Annotated in this window: 22 protein-coding genes; 12 read left to right on the forward strand and 10 right to left on the reverse strand. The window is 56.1% G+C overall.

Annotation, left to right across the window (positions count from 1 at the left end):
* Positions 1-60 precede the first annotated feature (60 nt).
* Both znuC and znuB read left to right on the forward strand, forming a co-directional pair.
* Positions 61-816, forward strand: coding sequence for a zinc ABC transporter ATP-binding protein ZnuC (gene znuC / locus FOV68_RS03055; RefSeq protein ID WP_031591429.1), 756 nt, complete (start codon positions 61-63; stop codon positions 814-816).
* On the forward strand, positions 813-1,598 hold the full coding sequence (znuB, locus tag FOV68_RS03060) for a zinc ABC transporter permease subunit ZnuB (protein ID WP_010258643.1): 786 nt from the start codon (positions 813-815) through the stop codon (positions 1,596-1,598). The genes znuC and znuB overlap by 4 nt, the downstream gene beginning before the upstream one ends.
* On the opposite strand, the gene ruvB is transcribed toward znuB, so the two are convergent.
* The 6 genes from ruvB to aspS form a co-directional block, all read right to left on the reverse strand.
* Complete coding sequence (gene ruvB, locus FOV68_RS03065) at positions 1,599-2,603, reverse strand: Holliday junction branch migration DNA helicase RuvB (protein WP_010258640.1); 1,005 nt, start codon at positions 2,601-2,603, stop codon at positions 1,599-1,601. It abuts the gene before it with no gap.
* An 8-nt stretch (positions 2,604-2,611) separates the two neighbouring features.
* Positions 2,612-3,226 carry a Holliday junction branch migration protein RuvA gene (gene ruvA, locus FOV68_RS03070; protein ID WP_010670803.1) on the reverse strand — a complete coding sequence of 205 codons (615 nt, stop codon included), beginning with the start codon at positions 3,224-3,226 and terminating at the stop codon, positions 2,612-2,614.
* Positions 3,227-3,322: 96 nt separating this feature from the next.
* A complete protein-coding gene (gene ruvC, locus FOV68_RS03075; RefSeq protein ID WP_003849205.1) occupies positions 3,323-3,850 on the reverse strand; it encodes a crossover junction endodeoxyribonuclease RuvC in 528 nt (175 codons plus the stop codon).
* A 37-nt stretch (positions 3,851-3,887) separates the two neighbouring features.
* Positions 3,888-4,631 carry a YebC/PmpR family DNA-binding transcriptional regulator gene (locus FOV68_RS03080; protein ID WP_010258633.1) on the reverse strand — a complete coding sequence of 248 codons (744 nt, stop codon included), beginning with the start codon at positions 4,629-4,631 and terminating at the stop codon, positions 3,888-3,890.
* A 283-nt stretch (positions 4,632-4,914) separates the two neighbouring features.
* A complete protein-coding gene (gene nudB / locus FOV68_RS03085; protein ID WP_031591430.1) occupies positions 4,915-5,346 on the reverse strand; it encodes a dihydroneopterin triphosphate diphosphatase in 432 nt (143 codons plus the stop codon).
* Complete coding sequence (gene aspS, locus FOV68_RS03090; RefSeq protein ID WP_010258624.1) at positions 5,346-7,124, reverse strand: aspartate--tRNA ligase; 1,779 nt, start codon at positions 7,122-7,124, stop codon at positions 5,346-5,348. Before aspS ends, nudB begins: the two co-directional genes overlap by 1 nt.
* Before the next feature lie 211 nt (positions 7,125-7,335).
* Between aspS and FOV68_RS03095 the strand changes: the two genes are divergently transcribed.
* From FOV68_RS03095 to cmoB, 4 genes are all read left to right on the forward strand, one after another.
* Positions 7,336-8,157: a DUF72 domain-containing protein gene (locus FOV68_RS03095; protein WP_031591431.1), complete on the forward strand. Its 822-nt coding sequence runs from the start codon at positions 7,336-7,338 to the stop codon at positions 8,155-8,157.
* Between the two features lie 69 nt (positions 8,158-8,226).
* Positions 8,227-8,622 carry an MAPEG family protein gene (locus FOV68_RS03100; RefSeq protein ID WP_010258617.1) on the forward strand — a complete coding sequence of 132 codons (396 nt, stop codon included), beginning with the start codon at positions 8,227-8,229 and terminating at the stop codon, positions 8,620-8,622.
* An 81-nt stretch (positions 8,623-8,703) separates the two neighbouring features.
* Positions 8,704-9,432, forward strand: coding sequence for a carboxy-S-adenosyl-L-methionine synthase CmoA (gene cmoA, locus FOV68_RS03105; RefSeq protein ID WP_033757922.1), 729 nt, complete (start codon positions 8,704-8,706; stop codon positions 9,430-9,432).
* A complete protein-coding gene (gene cmoB, locus FOV68_RS03110; RefSeq protein WP_010258611.1) occupies positions 9,429-10,397 on the forward strand; it encodes a tRNA 5-methoxyuridine(34)/uridine 5-oxyacetic acid(34) synthase CmoB in 969 nt (322 codons plus the stop codon). Before cmoA ends, cmoB begins: the two co-directional genes overlap by 4 nt.
* 4 nt (positions 10,398-10,401) lie before the next feature.
* Here the strand turns inward: cmoB and FOV68_RS03115 are convergent, their stop codons facing one another.
* Complete coding sequence (locus FOV68_RS03115; RefSeq protein WP_064705019.1) at positions 10,402-11,022, reverse strand: LysE family translocator; 621 nt, start codon at positions 11,020-11,022, stop codon at positions 10,402-10,404.
* 154 nt (positions 11,023-11,176) lie between these two features.
* Here FOV68_RS03115 and FOV68_RS03120 point away from each other — a divergent pair, with 154 nt between their 5' ends.
* Entirely contained in the window at positions 11,177-12,274 is a 1,098-nt protein-coding gene (locus FOV68_RS03120) for a glycerol dehydrogenase (protein WP_031591434.1), read from the forward strand.
* A 30-nt stretch (positions 12,275-12,304) separates the two neighbouring features.
* On the opposite strand, the gene FOV68_RS03125 is transcribed toward FOV68_RS03120, so the two are convergent.
* Positions 12,305-13,153, reverse strand: a complete 849-nt coding sequence (locus FOV68_RS03125; RefSeq protein ID WP_115387458.1) for a hypothetical protein — start codon at positions 13,151-13,153, stop codon at positions 12,305-12,307.
* Between the two features lie 412 nt (positions 13,154-13,565).
* A complete protein-coding gene (gene cutC / locus FOV68_RS03130; protein ID WP_010258601.1) occupies positions 13,566-14,318 on the reverse strand; it encodes a copper homeostasis protein CutC in 753 nt (250 codons plus the stop codon).
* Positions 14,319-14,403: 85 nt separating this feature from the next.
* Between cutC and FOV68_RS03135 the strand changes: the two genes are divergently transcribed.
* Positions 14,404-15,549 (forward strand): MalY/PatB family protein, encoded by a 1,146-nt coding sequence (locus tag FOV68_RS03135; RefSeq protein WP_143990295.1) that lies wholly within the window; start codon positions 14,404-14,406, stop codon positions 15,547-15,549.
* Here the strand turns inward: FOV68_RS03135 and FOV68_RS03140 are convergent.
* On the reverse strand, positions 15,546-16,136 hold the full coding sequence (locus FOV68_RS03140; RefSeq protein WP_194716311.1) for a VOC family protein: 591 nt from the start codon (positions 16,134-16,136) through the stop codon (positions 15,546-15,548). The genes FOV68_RS03135 and FOV68_RS03140 overlap by 4 nt on opposite strands.
* Positions 16,137-16,420: 284 nt before the next feature.
* Between FOV68_RS03140 and FOV68_RS24255 the strand changes: the two genes are divergently transcribed.
* The 4 genes from FOV68_RS24255 to FOV68_RS03155 all read left to right on the forward strand — a co-directional run bounded on the left by FOV68_RS24255 (position 16,421) and on the right by FOV68_RS03155 (position 20,715).
* Positions 16,421-16,543 carry a hypothetical protein gene (locus FOV68_RS24255; protein WP_009089698.1) on the forward strand — a complete coding sequence of 41 codons (123 nt, stop codon included), beginning with the start codon at positions 16,421-16,423 and terminating at the stop codon, positions 16,541-16,543.
* Positions 16,544-16,753: 210 nt separating this feature from the next.
* Positions 16,754-18,484, forward strand: a complete 1,731-nt coding sequence (gene argS, locus FOV68_RS03145; protein ID WP_143990296.1) for an arginine--tRNA ligase — start codon at positions 16,754-16,756, stop codon at positions 18,482-18,484.
* A gap of 87 nt (positions 18,485-18,571) precedes the next feature.
* Entirely contained in the window at positions 18,572-19,507 is a 936-nt protein-coding gene (locus FOV68_RS03150) for a LysR family transcriptional regulator (protein WP_143990297.1), read from the forward strand.
* 209 nt (positions 19,508-19,716) lie between these two features.
* Entirely contained in the window at positions 19,717-20,715 is a 999-nt protein-coding gene (locus FOV68_RS03155; RefSeq protein WP_143990298.1) for an aldo/keto reductase, read from the forward strand.

A 20,715-nucleotide genomic window follows, 5' to 3' on the forward strand; every position in this document is an offset into this window, starting at 1 on the left:
TGACCATGAGGTGGAATGTGATATTATAACATTCGAAATTCTGTGCAACCTGTAAATACTATGACCTCACTTGTCACACTCGATAATGTTTCGATAAAGTTCAGCCAGCGCAATGTGTTATCCGGTGTCAGCCTGGCACTGCAGCCTGGCCGCATCCTCACCCTGCTGGGTCCTAACGGTGCCGGAAAATCAACGCTGGTGCGTGTGGTGCTGGGGCTGCTCGCCCCCACCACCGGTTCCGTTCAGCGTGATCCCGGTCTGCGAATTGGCTATGTGCCACAGAAGCTGCACATCGATCCGACCCTGCCGGTGACGGTTGAACGCTTTATGCGTCTGACCCGTGGTAGCAAAAACGCCGAGATCCTGCCGGCACTGAAACGCGTGCAGGCGGGTCACCTGCTCAACGCCCCGCTGCAAAAGCTTTCCGGTGGTGAAACCCAGCGTGTGCTGCTGGCGCGCGCCCTGCTGAATCAGCCTCAGTTGCTGGTGCTCGATGAGCCTACGCAGGGGGTGGATGTGAATGGTCAGGTGTCACTCTATGACCTTATCAATCAGTTACGCGTTGAACTGAACTGCGGCGTACTGATGGTCTCCCACGATCTGCATCTGGTGATGGCCAAAACCGACGAAGTGCTGTGCCTTAACCATCACATCTGTTGTTCCGGCACCCCGGAAGCGGTATCGCAGCATCCGGAATTTATCGCCATGTTTGGTCCGCGCGGCGCGGAGGAGCTGGCAATTTATCGTCATCATCATAATCACCGTCACGACCTTCAGGGACGTATCGTTTTACGCAAAGGACAGGGTCCATCATGATTGAGTTGTTATTACCGGGCTGGATAGGCGGTGTGATGTTAGCGCTGGCTGCCGGTCCGCTGGGATCGTTTGTTGTCTGGCGCAAGATGTCCTATTTCGGCGATACCCTGGCGCATGCCTCCCTGCTGGGCGTGGCATTTGGCCTGCTGTTTAATGTGAATCCTTACTACGCGGTGATTCTGGTTACGGTCTGCCTGGCGCTGGGACTGGTCTGGCTGGAGCGTCGTCCACATCTGGCTATCGATACCCTGCTGGGGATTATGGCACACAGCGCGCTGTCGCTGGGCCTGGTGGTGGTCAGCCTGATGAAGAACGTTCGCGTCGATCTGATGGCTTATCTGTTTGGCGATCTGCTGGCGGTGACGCCAGACGACCTCTGGATGATGGGTGGCGGCGTGGTGATCGTGCTGCTGGTGATGGCGTGGCAGTGGCGGTCGCTGCTGTCGATGACCATCAGCCCGGAACTGGCACAGGTGGATGGCGTCAATATCCAGCGTACCCGACTGATTCTGATGCTGGTCACGGCCCTGACGATTGGGGTGGCGATGAAGTTCGTGGGTGCGCTGATCATCACCTCACTGCTGATTATCCCCGCTGCAACCGCTCGTCGCTTTGTGCGTTCACCGGAAGGCATGGCGGCCGTGGCCGTGGTCATCGGAGTGATTGCCGTCACCGGCGGCCTGACCTTCTCCGCCTTCTACGACACCCCTGCCGGGCCGTCAGTGGTGCTCTGCGCCGCTATCCTGTTTATTTTCAGTATGGTCCGGAAACCAGCAGTCTAGTTACTCTTCACGCGTAATGCCGAAGTGACGATAAGCGTGCTGCGTGGCCATCCGGCCACGCGGTGTGCGCTGAATGAAGCCCTGCTGAATCAGGAAGGGTTCAATCACATCTTCGATGGTTTCGCGCTCTTCACCAATAGCCGCAGCCAGGTTATCCAGCCCCACCGGCCCACCCATAAATTTGTCGATGATTGCCAGCAGCAGTTTACGGTCCATATAATCGAACCCTTCGCTGTCTACGTTAAGCATATCCAGCGCGCTGCAGGAGACTTCACCGCTCAAATCACCATTTGCCCGCACTTCGGCGAAGTCACGAACGCGGCGCAGCAGGCGGTTGGCGATACGCGGTGTGCCGCGTGCGCGACGGGCGATCTCTAACGCCCCTTCGTCACTCAGCGCCAGACCCAGACAGGCGGCGCTGCGGCCTACGATGTGCTGCAAATCTTTAACCTGGTAGAACTCAAGCCGCTGAACAATGCCGAAACGATCGCGCAGCGGCGAGGTCAGCGAGCCAGCACGCGTGGTGGCGCCAATCAGGGTAAACGGCGGCAGATCGAGCTTGATTGAGCGCGCAGCCGGGCCTTCGCCGATCATGATATCCAGCTGATAATCTTCCATCGCCGGGTAGAGTATCTCTTCCACCACCGGTGAGAGACGATGGATTTCATCGATAAACAGGACGTCATGCGGTTCAAGGTTGGTCAGCATCGCTGCCAGGTCGCCCGCCTTTTCCAGCACCGGACCTGAAGTAGTGCGAAGATTAACGCCCATCTCGTTGGCCACGATGTTCGCCAGGGTGGTTTTACCCAGTCCCGGCGGACCGAAGATCAGCAGATGATCGAGCGCATCGCCGCGCAGTTGCGCTGCCTTGATGAAAATCTCCATCTGCTCTCGCACCTGCGGCTGACCGACATACTCGGTCAGCATCTTCGGGCGAATAGCGCGGTCAATAACCTCTTCTTCGCTGATACTGGCAGCGGAGATCAGGCGGTCGGCTTCTATCATGAATTACCTCAAATGGCGGCGCGTAGCGCTTCGCGGATCAGGGTTTCGCAATCCGCATCCGGTCGACCGACTTTACTGATCATACGGCTCGCTTCCTGCGGTTTATAACCCAGTGATACCAGCGCTGCAACCGCTTCGGCTTCCGCATCATTGGTTTCCGGCTCGGCGCTCGGCGTGGTCAGCGTAAAGGCAGAATCGCCGCCAAACAGGTCGCCGTGCATTCCTTTGAAGCGGTCCTTCATTTCGACCACCAGACGCTCAGCCGTTTTTTTGCCCACGCCTGGCAGTTTCACCAGTGACGCGATCTCCTCTTTCTCAACAGCGGTCACAAACTGCTGCGCCGACATGCCGGAGAGGATCGCCAGCGCCAGCTTAGGTCCGACGCCATTCACTTTAATCAGTTCGCGAAACAGCGCGCGCTCCTGCTTGCTGTTAAAACCAAACAGCAGCTGCGCATCTTCACGCACCACAAAGTGGGTAAAAATCACCGCTTCGTGCTGAAGTTCAGGCAACTCATAAAAACAGGTCATGGGCATATAAATTTCATAGCCGACGCCGTGTGCCTCAAGCAGCACCAGTGGCGGCTGCTTTTCCAGAATATTGCCCCGTAAACGACCTATCACCTGAACGCTTCCTTAACTAACGAATGTGGCGGATTTTATAACATAAAAAAGGCTGGATGAATATCCAGCCTGTGAGTGCGACCTGAGCGATGACGGCTAACCTGAGCGTAACCGTCCGCGCGTCAGCACCAGCTTGCTGTCACTCATGCGAGCCGCATTCTGAGCCACATGACAGTGCGTAATGGCAATCGCCAGCGCATCGGCGGCATCTGCCTGTGGGTTCGCCGGCAGCTTCAGCAGGGTTCGCACCATGTGCTGCACCTGACTTTTCTCGGCGCTGCCGATGCCAACGACGGTCTGTTTTACCTGACGGGCGGCATACTCAAACACCGGCAGATCGTGGTTAACCGCGGCAACAATCGCGGCACCGCGTGCCTGGCCGAGCTTCAGCGCGGAGTCTGCATTCTTCGCCATAAACACCTGTTCAATGGCGAAGAAGTCGGGTGAAAACTGCGTAATGATTTCACAGACGCCCGCATAAATCAGCTTCAGACGGGCGGGCAACTCGGTGGTATTAGTGCGGATACAGCCGCTGCCCAGATATGTGAGCTGGCGACCAGTCTGACGAATAACACCATAACCGGTGATGCGTGAGCCGGGATCGATACCCAGGATAATCGACATTACGCCTCTTTGGTTAAAGTGATTACGGTAGACGCCATTACAGCGTTTCCGCTACCTCGTCGGAGATTTCACCGTTGTGATAGACCTCCTGCACATCGTCGCAATCTTCCAGCATGTCGATCAGACGCAGCAGTTTAGGTGCGGTTTCCGCATCCATCTCTGCTTTGGTGGTCGGGATCATTGCCACTTCTGCAGTGTCCGCTTTCAGGCCGAGCGCTTCCAGTGCATCACGCACCGTGCCCATCTCTTCCCATGCGGTGAAGACATCAATCGCGCCGTCGTCATAGCTGACCACATCTTCTGCGCCCGCTTCCAGAGCCGCTTCCATCACCGCATCTTCATCCTGACCCGGCGCATAGGAGATCACGCCTTTTTTGTTGAACAGGTAAGCCACGGAGCCGTCGGTGCCCAGATTCCCGCCGGTTTTGGTGAAGGCGTGACGCACTTCGCCCACGGTACGGTTACGGTTGTCACTCAGGCATTCAATCATGATGGCCGAGCCGCCAGGACCGTAGCCTTCATAGATGATGGTTTCCATGTTGGCATTGTCATCGCCGCCTACACCGCGCGCGATAGCGCGATCCATGGTGTCACGCGTCATATTGTTCGCCAGCGCTTTATCCATCGCTGCACGCAGGCGCGGGTTTGAGCCCGGATCGCCGCCGCCCAGCTTGGCCGCTGTCACCAGTTCACGAATGATTTTGGTGAAGATTTTGCCGCGCTTGGCATCCTGCGCCGCCTTACGGTGTTTGGTATTTGCCCACTTACTGTGTCCTGCCATTTTAAATTTTCTCCGATCTTTTACAGGGTGCAGGCTATCCTGCCTGCGAGCCTGTTTACCGTCCGTACGCATACAGGTGACTGACAACCTGAATGCCCCGAGGGCGAGCTTCGCGAAGCATCCTCACGTACAAGCGTACGCTGACGACGTCGCGCGGGCGGTGAACAACCTCACGGTGCCGATTACGCCTGACTGTTCAATATGTTGGTGAAGTCCTGTTAAAACTCACCAGATTCATAAAATTAATCTATCCGCCGCCGGAATACCGGGCGATGGCGAGCATTCAGATAAATTCTTCAATTGCCTGGCGGTTACTCCATGATCGGGTTAATGCTGCAGCGTCAGCGGGTGCCAGCCAGCGAAACGCCAGATGCTCGGTGAGCATCACATTGCGCTCCGTCGGCAGTTGCAGGCGAAACCAGTGCTCGTGATTATGGGTGACATCAGGGGCGTAGCGATGGCGGAAATGGGGAAAGATTTCAAAGTCGATCTGACGCTGACAATCCTCCACCTCCAGCCGCTCGGCCAGCACGTCGATGCCGATTTCCTCATTCACTTCACGACACGCGGTCGCCAGCGGTGACTCTCCCGCCTCCAGGCTGCCGGTGACCGACTGCCAGAACGTGGGATCGTCACGCCGCTGCAGCATCAACACCCGGCCAGTATCGCGCGCCGAAATGACGACCAGCACTGAAACCGGGTGTTTATAGCCCATTATTTATTCTCAGGCTTTTCTTTTTTAACGACCTGAATGCCGAGCTCCAGCAGTGAAGCCGGATTGGCTTCGCTTGGCGCTTCGGTCATCATGCAGGCGGCCGCCGTGGTTTTCGGGAACGCAATAACGTCACGAATATTATCAGTGCCGGTCAGCAGCATGGTCAGGCGATCCAGACCAAAGGCCAGGCCCGCATGCGGTGGCGTACCGAACTTCAGCGCATCCAGCAGGAAGCCAAACTTCTCACGCTGCTCATGCTCTTCGATACCCAGAATGCTGAACACCGTCTGCTGCATTTTGCCGTTGTGGATACGCACTGAACCGCCGCCCACTTCGTAACCGTTGATCACCATGTCGTAGGCATTCGCCACGGCACGGGTTGGATCGGCGGCCAGCTCTTCTGCGCTCATCTCTTTTGGCGCCGTGAAAGGATGGTGCATCGCAGCCAGACCGCCCTCTTCATCCTCTTCGAACATCGGGAAGTCGATCACCCACAGCGGTGCCCAGGCTTTCTCATCAGTGATGTTCAGCTCGCGACCCACTTTCAGACGCAGCGCACCCAGTGCATCAGCGACTACTTTGGCGCGATCGGCACCAAAGAAGATAATGTCGCCATCCTGTGCGCCGGTGCGGCTCAGAATGCCTTCTACGATCTCTGCATTCAGGAATTTGGCAACCGGGCTCTGCACGCCTTCCAGGCCGTCAGCACGGACGTTAACCTTCATCCACGCCAGACCTTTGGCACCGTAAATTTCCACGAACTTGCCATATTCATCAATCTGCTTACGGCTCAGCTGTGCGCCGGTCGGCACGCGCAGCGCGGCAACACGGCCCTTTTCATCGTTAGCCGGGCCAGAGAAGACCTGGAACTCCACGTTTTTAAGCAGGTCGCCGACGTCCACCAGCTCCATCGGGTTACGCAGATCCGGTTTATCAGAACCGTAGCGATGCATCGCTTCCGCAAAGGTCATCTGCGGGAACTCACCGAGATCAACGCCCTGCACGTCCTGCCACAGATTGCGGATTAAACGCTCCATGATTTCACGCACCTGTGGCGCGGTCATAAAGGAGGTTTCCACGTCGATCTGGGTAAATTCTGGCTGACGATCGGCACGTAAATCTTCGTCGCGGAAGCATTTAACGATCTGATAGTAGCGGTCAAAACCGGACATCATCAGCAGCTGTTTGAACAGCTGAGGTGACTGCGGCAGCGCATAGAATTTGCCTTTATGTACCCGGCTTGGCACCAGATAGTCACGCGCGCCTTCCGGCGTCGCTTTGGTCAGCATCGGGGTTTCGATATCCAGGAAACCTTCGTCATCCATAAAGCGACGAACAAAGCTGGTGATTTTTGCGCGGGTTTTCAGACGCGTCACCATCTCAGGGCGACGCAGATCCAGATAGCGGTACTTCAGGCGCGCTTCTTCGCTGTTGGTCTGATTCGAGTCCAGCGGCAGTGGCTCAGAGCGGTTAATGATGGTCAGTGCCTGGGCAAACACCTCCACTTCGCCGGTCGCCATGTCGCTGTTTTTGTTCTTCTCATCACGCGCACGCACGGTACCGGTGATCTGGATACAGAATTCGTTACGCAGTTCAGAAGCCAGCTTAAATGCGTCCTGGCGATCGGGATCAAAAAACACCTGCACGATGCCTTCACGGTCGCGCATATCGATAAAAATCAAACTGCCCAGATCGCGACGGCGGTTTACCCAGCCGCAAAGCGTGACTTGCTGACCCACATGAGACAGATTGAGCTGTCCGCAATATTCTGTACGCATAACACTATCCTTTTAACTTCGCCGCTGCATCTGACAGCATCCGGCCGCGTTACCTGTTGCGATGCTGTCGCAAAAATGGCGGTCATTATAATGGAAAAAGCCAGACAGGATAAGCAGATCCGCGCCAAAGCGCCGATTTCCTGTGTGCATTTGCCCCCCAGCCTGACCATAGCGGATAATGGGGTATCTTAATCTGCAGCCAGGAGCGCGCGTGACACTTCGTATTGGTCTGCCCCAGTGGCAGCATTCACACTGGAAACGCTGGGGCATCGAAAGCCTGGCGGACTATGCCCGCTATTTCCATTGTGTAGAGGGAAATACCACGCTCTATGCGCTGCCGAATCCGGAAACGGTGATGCGCTGGCGCGATATGACGCACGATGCGTTTCGCTTCTGCTTTAAGTTTCCCAATACCATCAGCCATCAGGCGGCGCTGCAGCACAGCGATGACCTGCTGACCGATTTCCTGCGGCTGATGGAGCCGCTGGCCGATCGCATCGGCCAGTACTGGCTGCAACTGCCTGCCAGCTTCTCCCCGACGCAGCTCGACGACCTGTGGCGCTTTCTCGACAGTCTGCCGCGCCGTTTTCACTATGGCGTCGAAGTCCGCCATCCCGCTTTCTTCGCTAAAGGGGATGCCGAACGGGCGCTGAATCGCGGCCTGCTGGCGCGCGGCATTAATCGCGTGATGCTCGACAGCCGTCCGGTTCACGCCTCCACCTCGCAAAGTCCGGCCGCGCTGGTGGCCCGCGCGCAGAAGCCCCGGGTGCCGCCTCATGCATTGCGAACCGGCTCGCAGCCGATGGTGCGATTTATCGGCAGCGACAGTGTGGAAGAGAGCGTACCGCTGTTTCAGATCTGGCGAGACAAGCTGACGGCGTGGCAGCAACAGGGCGACGCCATGCTGTTTCTGCACACGCCCGATATGGGCCAGGTCTTTCCGCTGGTGCAGGCGCTCTGGCCGCAGCTGCAGCAGATCGATCCGGCTATTGGCAGTGGACCGGACTGGCCGCAGCAGACGTCACTGTTTTGATTCCTGCCCAGGACAGCGGGCTGTGCGCCCGTTAGAATAGAAGCATTATGGACAGTCGCAGGGGTGGCAATGGTTAGCGCGTTATATGTGGTGATGGGTGCATTACTGGTGATGAAATTCACGCTGGACGTGGTTCGCTACCGCCGTTTCTATCGCGTGGCGTATGGTGATGGCGGCTACCACGACCTGAAAATGGCGATTCGCATTCACGGCAACGCCATCGAAACCATTCCGCTGGCGCTGTTTCTGCTGGTGATGATGGAGATGAACGGCGCCGATATCTGGATGGTGCATCTCACGGGTCTGCTGTTCTTTATCAGTCGCCTGCTGCACGCCTGGGGTTTGCGCAGCAGCGCAATGGCAGGCCGCAAATATGGCATGCTGCTGACGCTGTTTTCCCTGTGCGGCATGGTGATTTTTAACCTGATCTATATGCCGTGGGAACTGGTGCTGACGCTGCATTAAGCTGACCTGGGTTAAGGGGTGCAGCCCGCCCCACTTTCTGCGAGAATAGCGCCCTTTCCGTCGTCTCTTCGGATTTTCGATATGTCTGACCGCGATCAACTCTTCTCAGCGCCCATTGCAAAACTGGGCGACTGGACTTTTGACGAGCGTGTAGCTGAAGTCTTTCCTGACATGATTCAGCGCTCGGTGCCGGGCTACTCCAACATCATTTCGATGATTGGCATGCTGGCAGAACGTTTTGTTACCCCGGACAGCAAGGTTTATGACCTGGGCTGCTCGCTGGGCGCGGCCACCCTGTCGGTGCGCCGCAATATTCAGGTGCCGGGTTGCCAGATCATCGCAGTGGATAACTCCCCGGCGATGGTGGAGCGCTGCCGTCGCCATCTTGATGCGTTTCGCGCGGACACACCGGTAACGGTGCTGGAAGCGGATATCCGCGACATTGAGATTGAGAACGCCTCTCTGGTGGTACTCAACTTTACGCTGCAGTTTCTGGAACCGCCTGCGCGTCTGGCGCTGCTGGAAAAGATCTGGCACGGACTGAAACCGGGCGGTGCGCTGGTACTGTCAGAGAAGTTCAGTTTTGAAGATGCCGAAGTCGGTGAGCTGCTGTTTAACATGCATCACGACTTCAAGCGCGCCAACGGCTACAGCGAACTGGAAATCAGCCAGAAACGCAGCATGCTGGAAAATGTGATGCTGACTGACAGCGTTGAAGCTCATAAAGCCCGTCTGAAACAGGCCGGTTTCTCGCACGCCGAACTCTGGTTCCAGTGCTTTAATTTTGGATCTCTGGTGGCGTTGAAATGATCGACTTTGGCCGTTTTTATCAGCAAATTGCGGTGGGACCACTGGCGAAGTGGCTGGAAGTGTTACCGGCGCAAATCAGCGAGTGGCAGCGTGAAAACCTGCATGGGCACTTCCGCGACTGGTACAAGTCGCTGGAGTATCTGCCGCTGCTGGAGCCTCAAAAGCTTGACCTGCTGCACAGCGTTACCGCTGACCGCGATGACATCAGCGATCGCCATCGTCAGGGTATTGAGAAATTACTGCGCAACCTGATGCCGTGGCGCAAGGGGCCCTATTTCCTTTATGGCACCCACATCAACACCGAATGGCGTTCGGACTGGAAGTGGGAGCGCGTACTACCGCACATCTCTCCGCTGGCCGGCCGCACAGTGCTCGATGTGGGCTGTGGCAGCGGCTATCACATGTGGCGGATGATTGGCGCGGGTGCCCATCTGGTGGTCGGTATCGATCCAATGCAGCTGTTCCTGGTGCAGTTCGAAGCGGTGCGTAAGCTGCTGAACGACGATCGCCGGGCGCATATGCTGCCGCTGGGCATTGAGCAGTTACCGGTGTTGCAGGCGTTCGATACCGTGTTCTCGATGGGCGTGCTCTATCATCGCCGTTCGCCACTGGATCACCTGTTACAGCTTAAGAATCAGCTGGTCAGCGGTGGCGAACTGGTGCTGGAGACGCTGGTGATTGAGGGCGATGTGAATCAGGTGCTTGTGCCTGGTGAGCGATATGCGCAGATGCGCAATGTCTTCTTCATTCCGTCAGCTGAAGCGTTGAAAAGCTGGCTGGAAAAAAGCGGCTTTGTCGATGTCCGGATTGTCGATTTCGCCCTCACTACCACTGAAGAGCAACGCCGTACTGACTGGATGACCAGCGAGTCTCTGGCTGAATTCCTCGATCCCGATGACCCCAGCAAAACGGTCGAGGGCTATCCGGCGCCTCTGCGCGCCGTACTGGTCGCCACCAAACCGTAATGCCCTAGCGGCGAGACAACGCCAGTTTCGCCGCAAATCCAATAAACACGCAGCCAGTCAGGCGATCCATCACCTTCAGCACTCGCGGTTTGCGCAAATGACCGGCGAAATAGTGGCTGCCGCCAATCAGTACCGCATTCCAGATCAGCCCCAGCAGCATGTGTGCCAGCGCCATCAGACTACACCAGAGCGCCACCGACGCCCCCGCCGGGATAAACTGTGGCAAAAAACTCACATAGAAGATCCCCACTTTGGGGTTTAGCAGATTGCCCAGCAGCCCACGGCTGAAGCAGGCAAGATAGCCCTGCTGCAGCGCCGGTTGTTGCGTGTCGACTGCTGTCTGGCGGGGTTTCAGCAACAATTTCAGCCCCAGCCAGAGTAACCAGGCGGCACCCAGCCACTTAAGCAGGTTATAGGCCATTTCGGAGGCCAGCAGCAGCGCGCCTAAACCGAATCCCACCGCGACACCCCAGACCAGACAGCCGAGCGTGATACCCAGTGCCGTCACGCTGGCGCGCTTTGCGCCCTGAGCGACTGCTGAGCGCAGTACCAGCGCAGTATCAAATCCCGGCGTCAGCGTCAGTATGGTGATGGCAAACAGAAATGAAAACAGCGTGGTGGTCATGGCGTTCTCCCTGGAGGTAACAGCCGGTCAGCAGCGTATGGGTGTCCTGCCAGCGTAACAGGCCCGTCGAATTATCTCACCCTGAACACTCTCCCTGTTCGTCAGCGTGTGCCAGGCTAAGGGCGGTTTAACTTCATATTAAGGAGCTGTGATTATGAGTAAATTTATCTTCTCTTCACCCCGTAAATATGTGCAGGGCGCGGGCGTGCTGGATGAGCTGGGTCCCTATGTGGCCGAACTGGGTGATAACGCTTTCCTGGTTGCGGATGATGTCGTCTGGAAATTGATCGGCGAACGCGCCCAACAGGCGCTGCAAAAGGCGGGCGTTACCTTCAACTGGCACCAGTTCAACGGCGAGGCGTCGAGCAATGAGATCACCCGTCTGAGCCAGCTGGCGAAAAGTCAGGGCTGTAATGTAGTTGTCGGGCTGGGCGGTGGCAAAACGCTGGATACGGTTAAAGCGGTGGCGGATGAGCTGAAGCAGCCGGTAGCCATCGTGCCTACGATCGCCTCCACCGACGCCCCCTGTAGCGCGCTGTCGGTCATCTATTCTGATAGCGGCGTATTTGAGAGCTATCGCTTCTACAGTAAAAATCCTGATTTGGTGCTGGTGGACACCGCCGTCTGCGCCAGTGCGCCAGCACGACTCTTTGCCTCCGGCATTGCAGATGGCCTGGCGACCTGGGTTGAAGCGCAGGCGGTGGCGCGTTCGCATTCAAAATCGATGGTTAATGGTGATCCGACAATTGCCGGACTGGCGATTGCCCGCGCCTGCGAAGAAACGCTGCTTACCTGGGGTTACAGCGCCTACGTTGCCGTCACCCAAAAACGAGTGACACCCGCAGTGGAAGCGGTGGTTGAGGCGAATACGCTGTTATCGGGGCTGGGCTTTGAAAACGGAGGGCTGGCAGCTGCGCATGCTATTCATAATGGGTTCACCGCGATTGATGGTGATATCCACCATCTGACCCATGGCGAGAAAGTCGCCTACGGCACACTGACGCAGATGGTCCTTGAGAAGCGTCCGGATGAGGAAATTGCGCGCTATATCCGCTTCTATCGCTCGATCAACATGCCGACCACGCTCCGGGAGCTGCATCTGGAAAATGAGAGCTGGGAGAATCTGGTCAAAGTGGGTGCACTGGCGAACAGTGAGGGCGACACGCTGAAAAACCTTAATCCAAACCTTTCACCGGAAGATATTGCAAACGCACTGCTGGCGCTGGATGCCTTTAGTCAGACGGTTAAATAACCACCCGACAGGCGATCATCCGATCGCCTTTTACTCCGCCGCCGCCGGCTGGTCCCAGTACTCATATTTGTAGGCGGAACTGAGATGGCGCTCAATAGTGCCGCGCGTGAAGATTTCGGTCTCGTGAAGATAGCTCAGGGTACAGTTACCCACCTGATCCCAGGACTGACACTCATCTACTGACCGGATGGTGCTCAGCGGTGTGGTCGCCGTGCCGTTCAGCCGCACTTCACGCCATTGGGGATCGTAGGTATAACTGTCGGTGCTGCGGGCCGATGTGGTGCGGGTCACCAGACCCTGCGGGTTCCAGTGGTAATGATTTTCACCGTTGGTCAGGGGATCGCTGCCGCGTGCCACGCTCTTCTCCAGCCGGAACTGCCGATCATAGCGATAAGTCGTGTCGGTAAAGCCGCTTTTACCCATGCTGGTAAACCTGTCTGAGGCGCTGGTGATGTTGCCATGCTGACCTTTCTGCCAGTTAATCGTCCCCTGTCGGTTATCGACCACCACCTCTTTGCCCTCTTTCAGCACTTTTACCATATAGGCATATTCCGCCACCCAGCCGCCCTGCACCCGGGCAATGTGTTGCTCCATGCTGAGAATAACGTTGCGCTCACTTTTGTCATAGCTGACGTCGGCAACCGTCAGATCGCCACAGGCGTCAAACTGCCCCAGCACCCGCTTTTGCGAGTTCACATCTTTGCCAAACTCACCCGCAACCACCTGCTTCACCGCGCCTTTCGCATTCCCGCCCAGCAAAATCAGGTTATTGCTGTTAGCCACAGCAACGTTGTTCGGGCTGCATGCGCTGGCGGCAGCGCTGCCACTGCAGAGAGCAGTCAGGATCAGAGTCAGGACAGCAATCGGATTGGGTTTCATAGGATCTTTTCCAGGCGACGTTGCTTTCAGTGTAAACGCTACGGTGATGAACAGCGGCAATCTGTGAAGATTTCAGCCTGCATCGCCTTTTAGGACCGAAGAGGCGACACGGCATCAGCATAACGAATAAAGCGAGTGATTACGTTGCTGCCGCGCCTGAAAGTCCTGGATGACATGTAATGATTAATATGGGGCAGGTGATTTTTATCGAGCCAGGCGAAAGAGTGATAACTTCGCTGCAGCCAGATTTCAGATCTCTCTGACATCAATAGCTTGCCAGAGAAGCGCAAAACAATTTAGCCGGTAAGGAGTGTGCTTTGCACAAAAAGAACCCCAGCAAGAATACTGGGGTTTGGTACTTGCAAACACCACGTCAATGATCGGCGTGCTGCGCGGCAAAATCTGTTGTGGTTCAGGCGACCCGAACGGTGCTCATCTGCATCACGCTTTTCATCGCCTCAACCACATCGCCGTCTACACAGTAGCGGCTGAACTCGTCAGTCTCGGCTTCTGAACACATGGAGACCCCCGCTTTGCGGTAGCGCATCGGCGACGCGACAAGGCGGCTGGCCGAGCTGTGAACTTCATCAATCCCCATGTCGAGAAACTTTTGCAGGTTGCTGAGACGTACCCCGGCACCCGCCATAATGATAGGACCGGTGCTGGCCTCATTTAGTTCCCTGAGTAATGCAATTCCGTTTTCAGCGCTCTGCTGCTGACCGGATGTCAGAATACGCGCCACTCCCAAATCCGTCAGCTCTTCCAGCGCACGCTTTGGGCTGTGACAGAGATCGAAGGCGCGATGAAAGGTTACGGCCAGCCCGTCACACAGCGCCATAATCTGCCGCATCTGACCATGATGAATGTGAGCATCTTCATCCAGCATCCCAATCACCAGACCAGGAAAACCAAGTTCACGGATTAACGCCACATCCGATTTCATCGCTTCAAATTCGCGTGCGGTGTAACAAAAATCTCCACCACGTGGCCGGACAATAGGATGAACCGGAATCGAAACTTCTTGCCGGGCGGCATTCAGCATCCCCGCTGACGGGGTCAGCCCGCCTTCACGCGGTGCGGCACAGAGTTCAACCCGATCGGCGCCCGCCTGTTGTGCGGTCACAGCGCAATCCACGCCATAGCAGCAAATTTCCAGTGTGGTCATTCTCTTCTCCTTTACATGACTCTGGTTCAAGGCAGATTCATCAGTTAGTCTGGCTGCTGGAATGAGTTTACCGGGAAAGTTAACTATGGCATTCAATTTCGACCAACGGATAGACCGTCGTCACAGCGATAGCCTTAAATGGAACAAATATGCGGACCAGGACATTCTGCCGTTGTGGGTGGCAGACACCGATTTCCGATCGCCTGACTGCGTCATCAATGCGATTAAAACCCGTGCCGAACATGGGATTTTTGGCTATGGCGACACGCCTGTTGAATTTATCGATAGCGCGATAGCCTGGCTCGCCTCACGCTATCAGTGGCACGTTAATCCGGAATGGATTGTGGTTTTGCCGGGTGTCGTGAGCGGTCTGAATCTGGCAGTGCGCGCTTTTACCGCGCCTGACGAGCTGACGATTACGCCAACACCCATCTATCCGCCGTTTCGCGGTGCAGCAAAACTGGCAGAGCGCGGTCAGATCACGCTGCCGCTGACGCTGCAAGAGGGACGCTGGCTGCTGGATCTGGATGCGCCGGAAGGTCAGCTGGACGATAAAGCGCGGCTGTTAATGCTGTGCAACCCGCAGAATCCGGGCGGCACCGTCTATCGCCGCGAGGAACTGCAGGCGCAGCTGGCATTTGCGCAGAAGCACGATTTGATTGTCTGTTCCGACGAGATCCACAGCGATCTGCTGCTGGAACCCGACGTTAAGCACATACCCTTTGCTTCACTGAGCGAAGATGCAGCCCAGCGTAGCGTGACGCTGATGTCGCCCTCAAAGTCCTTTAATATTGCCGGTCTGGGAGCTTCCATCGCCATCATTCCCAACGCCGGGCTGCGCGCGCGCTTTAACCGGGTACGACGCGGCATTGTGCCGGATGTTGATATTCTGGCACTTACGGCAGCAGCAGCGGCATGGCGCGAGGGTGAGCCCTGGCTGAATGCGCAGAATGCCTATCTGCGCAGTAACCGTGACTGGCTGGTGTCGCAGGTCAATAAGATGGCCGGCCTGTCACTCGCCTCGCCCGAAGCGACCTACCTGGCCTGGATCGACGCCAGCGCGCTGGGTGTAGCCAGCCCGGCGCTCTATTTTGAAAAGCACGGGCTGGGCTTAACCGCCGGACGTGAGTTTGGCAATGACCAGTTTGTCCGGCTCAATTTCGGCTGTACCCGCGCGCTGCTCGACGAAGCCGTTGCGCGCCTGAAGCGTGCGTTAGCCGCCCGCCTTTAGTTCTGTTCGCTGGCGACAATCTCCTCCAGTCGCCACGGATGGAACTTGATTGTCGTCTGCCCATCCGTTACCGCCAGGGTCGGATTGGGCAGGCGCTCATTCTCCCCCTGCGGTGAACTGGTTTTAAATGAAATACCCGGCTGCGTCAGCGCTTCATCTGACAGCAAGGCCATCGCGCGCACGCCCAGCGTCTGATGGTCGCCCCGTAACACCACCTCAATATGCTCCCAGCCTTCATGGCGATAACGCTTTTCACCCGGCCATGGCAGTTCAACCACATCAATCTGCCTGCCTGCGACAAACAGCGGGTCATGGAGTTTAAACAGGCAAATCTGCCTGCCGTTGATCATCGCCGATGAAAACTGCGTGCCAATCTGCTGCAAACCTTGCTGCCAGCGCATCGCCGTCGTGTCCTGGTGGCAACGCACCGCGATATGGTCCATCTCCAGATCGGTAAGACGCAAACCGAGCCGCTGCGCAAAACTTTGCAACGATTCTTCAAAACGTTCTAAATCTGTCTTTAAATCATCCAATTCTGCCGGAAAAGATCTCTTCACTACCCCAGTTCCTCTCAATTTGTTTAGCATTTATAACCCGCATGGCTTTTGGCGCGCCGCGTGCTGAGCATCACATAATGATAAGATTCATCTTATTTGGCCCGAAATTTAACGCTAATCCTTATAATAACATCTTTCATTTCGGATTTATCTCCTGTTTAGGACCATGAGTTCCTTGATGAAAGCATGTTAAACATATGATTATTATAAACTTCTTTAATACAATAAGATAACTCTCATTTACCTGGCAAACAATTGCAGCCCACCCCGCCTTCCTATAAATTTGACCTAACACAACCAAAAGGAATGGCTCTATGTCTATGCTCATCGTTGTCGCTGTCCTGATCGCACTGATGGGATTTGCAATCTCCCGCCATTGGAAGGTGCGTGAAGATAAAAGCGTAAAGAACCCACGCCGTCATCTGCGACGTCGTTAATGCCTCAGGGAAACATCTTATTCAGCTCTGTTTCCCCGCTTCATCCAACTGCTGACGCCCACTGACATTTCACGTATACTTTTCCCCTCATTTTTTTCCGTTTTGTCTGCCCCATCCGTTTCTGCCTCTCCGTGACGCGATGCGCTCAGGCAAGATGATGACAGCCCGGCTTTCTGGTCCGGGCGTTGCTCAGCACATGAAGGTAACTCGGTGAATATTCAGGCACTTCTTTCCGCAAAAGTCAGTCAGGCAATGGTTTTAGCCGGCGCACCCGCCGATTGCGAACCCCAGGTTCGTCAATCCGCCCGGGTTCAGTTTGGAGACTATCAGGCCAACGGCATTATGGCCGTGGCGAAAAAGCTGGGACAGGCACCGCGACAATTAGCGGAAACGGTGATTCAGCACCTCGACCTGACCGGTATCGCCAGCAAAGTCGAAATTGCCGGGCCGGGCTTCATCAATATCTTCCTTGACCACAACTGGCTGGCCAGCCATGCCCGGGAAGCGCTGCGTCTGCCGCGCCTTGGCGTGCAGCTGGCCGAACCCCAGACTATCGTTGTCGACTACTCTGCGCCTAACGTTGCGAAAGAGATGCATGTGGGCCACGTCCGCTCCACCATCATTGGTGATGCGGCGGTGCGTACGCTGGAGTTTCTCGGCCATAAAGTGATCCGAGCGAACCACGTTGGCGACTGGGGAACGCAATTCGGTATGCTGATCGCGTTCCTGGAAAAACAGCAGAATGAAGATCATGCAGAGATGGCGCTGGCCGATCTCGAAGGCTTCTACCGTGAAGCCAAACGCACCTATGATGAAGATCCTGAGTTTGCCGAGCGCGCGCGCAGTTATGTGGTGAAATTGCAGGGCGGCGATGCCTATTGCCGCCAGATGTGGAAGAAGCTGGTCGACATCACCATGAGTCAGAACCAGAAAATCTATGACCGCATGAACGTCACCCTGACGCGCAACGATGTTATGGGTGAAAGTCTCTATAACGATATGCTGCCTGGCATCGTCTCCGATCTGAAACAGAAAGGCTTAGCGGTAGAGAGTGAAGGGGCGACCGTGGTGTTCCTGGATGAATTCCAGAACAAAGAGGGTGAACCGATGGGCGTCATCATCCAGAAAAAGGATGGCGGCTACCTCTACACCACCACCGATATCGCCTGTGCGAAATATCGTTACGAAACGCTGAAAGCCGATCGCGTACTCTATTACATCGACTCACGTCAGCATCAGCATCTGGTTCAGGCCTGGACTATCGTCCGTAAAGCGGGTTATGTGCCGGAATCAGTGCCGCTGGAGCACCATGCGTTCGGCATGATGCTGGGCAAAGATGGCCGTCCGTTCAAAACCCGCAGCGGCGGCACCATCAAGCTCTCCGATCTGCTGGATGAAGCCTATCAGCGTGCCTACACGCTGGTGCGTGAGAAGAACCCTGAGATGAGCGAAGCGGAAGTGAAAACGCTGGCGGAAGTGGTTGGCATCAGCGCGGTAAAATACGCCGATTTGTCAAAAAGCCGTACCACCGATTACATTTTCGACTGGGACAACATGCTGGCGTTCGAAGGCAACACCGCGCCTTACATGCAGTATGCCTATACCCGCGTACTCTCCGTGTTCCGCAAGGCGGGCATTGATGTTGATTCGCTGGATGCGGAGATTGTGATCAGCGAAGAGCGTGAAGCGCAGCTGGCCACCCGTCTGCTGCAGTTCGAAGAGGTCATTACGCAGGTCGCTCGTGACGGCACGCCACACGTGATGTGTGCCTATCTCTACGATCTGGCCGGTCTGTTCTCCGGATTCTACGAACACTGCCCGATTCTCACCGCAGAATCAGACACAACCCGTCTGAGTCGACTGCAACTGGCCGCGCTGACCGCGAAGACGCTGAAGCAGGGCCTGGATACGCTGGGCATCGACACCGTCGAGCGCATGTAATCTCTGAAACGGAGAGGGGTTTCCCTCTCCGTTGCTGAATTCGTATATCCGCTCTGATCCCCCAAATCTTTGCAGCAGGATGGTGTTATGTCTGTAGCCGCGCACCTCATCAGCAGCCACCTTCCCACGATAAAACAGTTACAGTGCTTTCTGGCTGTTGCGCACGAGCTTAATTTTCGCCGGGCCGCAGAACGTCTCAGCATGACGCAACCGCCGCTTACCCGTCAGATTCAGAGTCTGGAAGATCTGCTGGGCCACTCGCTGTTCAGCCGCACGACCCATGAGGTAACGCTCACCAATTCTGGCCGTGCGCTGGTCGCGAAGGCGGAAGCGATCCTGACTGCGCTGAATGCCCTGAAGCAGGATGCGCAGCCCGCCGCGGCCCGGCTACGCATCGGGCTGACCCGCACGCTGAACTTTGAACTGATTTCGCCACTTAACCGGCAGCTCGCCGCTTTTCATGCCAGCGATGAGATGGAGATGCCCCGCCTGACCTCCCCTCAGCTTTTGCAAAGCCTGGCCAAAAACAGCCTGGATTTAATACTCACCGGAGAAAAGGGGTCGGATGCGGAAGACACCGTTCAGTACGCCTGGGTTTACCGTGAGCCGCTGCTGATTGCCATACCGTCGTCGCATCCTGCCAGTGTGGCGGAGCAGGTCTCGCTTGAAGCGCTGGCCGATCTGCCGCTGTTCTGGTTTGCGCGCAGCGCCAATCCGCTGTTTTACGATAAATGCGAGCGCTACTTCGCCACACTCAGCGTCACGCTGAACCGGGTGAGAGAGCCGGACGATTCCCTGCTGATGCTGTCGCACATCGCCAGAGGAAAAGGATTCGCCCTGATGCCGCAGTCAAAATGCACCTTTAATCAGGCAGGTCTCTGTTACCGTCCGCTGACAGAAGATGCGGCACAGTCGCTGGTGATAGATGTTTACGCGGCGATTCGCGCCGATGAAAAAAATGAGGCGGTTCTCAATGCGCTGAGAGAACTCTCTGATCCCGGGGATGCGATAAAGTCCGCATGATGCTGCATCGCTGAAACGCAGTGAAGCATCCCCCTCTTCTGACTTCTTAATCCCCGCTCAGCCTGTTGCTGAGAGCTTACTGAGTAGGCATGCCGGATGTATGTCTTAAGCCCTTTCATTCGCCTGATACCTTTTTTGCATGACGGAAAGAGCAATTCATTGCTTTCACGCGGAGTGAAACAATCGCGTCTCACATACGAGGAGCGACAATGAAAAAGCGAACGTTAACTCAGGGTCTGGACGTCAGCGCAATCGGCTATGGTGCGATGGGGCTCAGCGAATTTTATGGTCAGACCGATGACCGTCATTCCCTGCAACTGCTCAGCCAGCTGCGCAATCTGGATATCACCTTTATCGATACCGCCGATCTTTACGGTCGCGGTCACAACGAGCAGTTGATAGGTCAGTTTCTTGCCGGGCTCAATCGGGCCGAACGGCTGAAGTTCACCGTTGCCACCAAATGTGGCATTGAACGTCCGGCGGATGCGGCCTATGCCCGCACCATCAACAATCAGCCGGACTACATTACCCGCTGCTGCCATGAATCACTGAAACGGCTGGGCGTTGAGCGTATCGATCTCTTTTATCTGCACCGGATCAGTCCGGCGACACCGATTGAGGAGAGCATGCAGTGTCTCAGCCGTCTGGTGCAGGAGGGAAAGATCGCCCGGATTGGGTTGTGTGAAGCGTCGGCTTCGACGCTGAATCGGGCGCAGGCGATCCATCCGCTGGCCGCGCTGCAGACGGAGTATTCACTCTGGACGCGTGACATCGAAGAGGAGATTCTCCCTATGGTGAAAAAGCTCGGTATCGGACTGGTGCCCTATTCGCCGCTGGGCAGAGGATTCCTGACGGGTAAATACCGTAAAAACAGCGATTTTGCCGAGGGTGATTTCCGCAAAAATAATGACCGTTTCCAGCAGGAAAATATCGATCACAATCTCCAGCTTCTTAACGCGGTGACACCACTGGCTGAGAAATATCACGCCACCACCGGGCAGATTGCGCTGGCCTGGCTACTGGCACAGTATGAAAAAATTGTGCCGATACCAGGCACCAAACAGATCGCTTACCTTACTGAAAACGCGCAGGCCGCGGATATCGAGCTGGAAGAGGAAGATATCGGGATGCTGAACGCTGTTCATCAGCAGATTGAAGTTAAAGGCGGTCGCTACTCTGAGGAGGGAATGAAGGGGGTTAACGCCTGA

Source organism: Pantoea sp. paga (assembly GCF_007558755.1).
In the GTDB taxonomy this organism is placed as follows: Bacteria; Pseudomonadota; Gammaproteobacteria; order Enterobacterales; family Enterobacteriaceae; genus Pantoea; species Pantoea agglomerans.

Coding starts and splice junctions, on each gene's coding strand:
- znuC (WP_031591429.1), top strand. CDS start 61: ATGACCTCACTTGTCACACTCGATAATGTTTCGATAAAGTTCAGCCAG.
- znuB (WP_010258643.1), top strand. CDS start 813: ATGATTGAGTTGTTATTACCGGGCTGGATAGGCGGTGTGATGTTAGCG.
- ruvB (WP_010258640.1), bottom strand. CDS start 2,603: ATGATAGAAGCCGACCGCCTGATCTCCGCTGCCAGTATCAGCGAAGAA.
- ruvC (WP_003849205.1), bottom strand. CDS start 3,850: ATGTCGATTATCCTGGGTATCGATCCCGGCTCACGCATCACCGGTTAT.
- FOV68_RS03080 (WP_010258633.1), bottom strand. CDS start 4,631: ATGGCAGGACACAGTAAGTGGGCAAATACCAAACACCGTAAGGCGGCG.
- nudB (WP_031591430.1), bottom strand. CDS start 5,346: ATGGGCTATAAACACCCGGTTTCAGTGCTGGTCGTCATTTCGGCGCGC.
- aspS (WP_010258624.1), bottom strand. CDS start 7,124: ATGCGTACAGAATATTGCGGACAGCTCAATCTGTCTCATGTGGGTCAG.
- FOV68_RS03100 (WP_010258617.1), top strand. CDS start 8,227: ATGGTTAGCGCGTTATATGTGGTGATGGGTGCATTACTGGTGATGAAA.
- cmoA (WP_033757922.1), top strand. CDS start 8,704: ATGTCTGACCGCGATCAACTCTTCTCAGCGCCCATTGCAAAACTGGGC.
- cmoB (WP_010258611.1), top strand. CDS start 9,429: ATGATCGACTTTGGCCGTTTTTATCAGCAAATTGCGGTGGGACCACTG.
- FOV68_RS03115 (WP_064705019.1), bottom strand. CDS start 11,022: ATGACCACCACGCTGTTTTCATTTCTGTTTGCCATCACCATACTGACG.
- FOV68_RS03120 (WP_031591434.1), top strand. CDS start 11,177: ATGAGTAAATTTATCTTCTCTTCACCCCGTAAATATGTGCAGGGCGCG.
- FOV68_RS03125 (WP_115387458.1), bottom strand. CDS start 13,153: ATGAAACCCAATCCGATTGCTGTCCTGACTCTGATCCTGACTGCTCTC.
- cutC (WP_010258601.1), bottom strand. CDS start 14,318: ATGACCACACTGGAAATTTGCTGCTATGGCGTGGATTGCGCTGTGACC.
- FOV68_RS03135 (WP_143990295.1), top strand. CDS start 14,404: ATGGCATTCAATTTCGACCAACGGATAGACCGTCGTCACAGCGATAGC.
- FOV68_RS03140 (WP_194716311.1), bottom strand. CDS start 16,136: ATGCTAAACAAATTGAGAGGAACTGGGGTAGTGAAGAGATCTTTTCCG.
- FOV68_RS24255 (WP_009089698.1), top strand. CDS start 16,421: ATGTCTATGCTCATCGTTGTCGCTGTCCTGATCGCACTGATGGGATTT.
- FOV68_RS03150 (WP_143990297.1), top strand. CDS start 18,572: ATGTCTGTAGCCGCGCACCTCATCAGCAGCCACCTTCCCACGATAAAA.
- FOV68_RS03155 (WP_143990298.1), top strand. CDS start 19,717: ATGAAAAAGCGAACGTTAACTCAGGGTCTGGACGTCAGCGCAATCGGC.